Origin of the sequence: Nocardioides antri (assembly GCF_008373765.1) — a bacterium.
Lineage (GTDB): Bacteria > Actinomycetota > Actinomycetes > Propionibacteriales > Nocardioidaceae > Nocardioides > Nocardioides antri.
Genome location: NZ_VUJW01000140.1, coordinates 1 through 355, shown reverse-complemented (window position 1 = coordinate 355; position 355 = coordinate 1). Strand labels below are relative to the sequence as shown.

The following is a 355-nucleotide window of genomic DNA, read 5'->3' as shown; positions in this document are numbered from 1 at the left end:
CAGCGCTCTGACACCGCCAGCTTCGTTCTACCTGCTCCATACGAAGCTTATCCTCAATATTTTGTCAACATGGAAGTTAAAAATAAAATGGACTACGTTAAGATGATGGATGGTTGCCTTGACGAGAAAATATGTTATAATTACGGAATTATCAAAGAAAACGAACAATTCGTAATGTACGCCAACTATTCCAATTCCCTGACTTACCCCAACAACGAAGACAGAATTGCTTACTTAACTGAAGATGTTGGCCTAAATGCTTATTATTACTATTTCCACTCACACTTACCGTTCTGGTGGAACTCTGGTAAATACGGAGCTTTCAAGGAACGTCGTGGGGAAATCTACTTCTTCT

General features: G+C 39.7%; 1 protein-coding gene. It reads left to right on the top strand.

All coding sequences use genetic code 11. The annotated features are described in order from the left end of the window. On the top strand, positions 1-355 hold a 355-nt coding region (locus F0U47_RS22820), incomplete at both ends, for a hypothetical protein (RefSeq protein WP_149752357.1).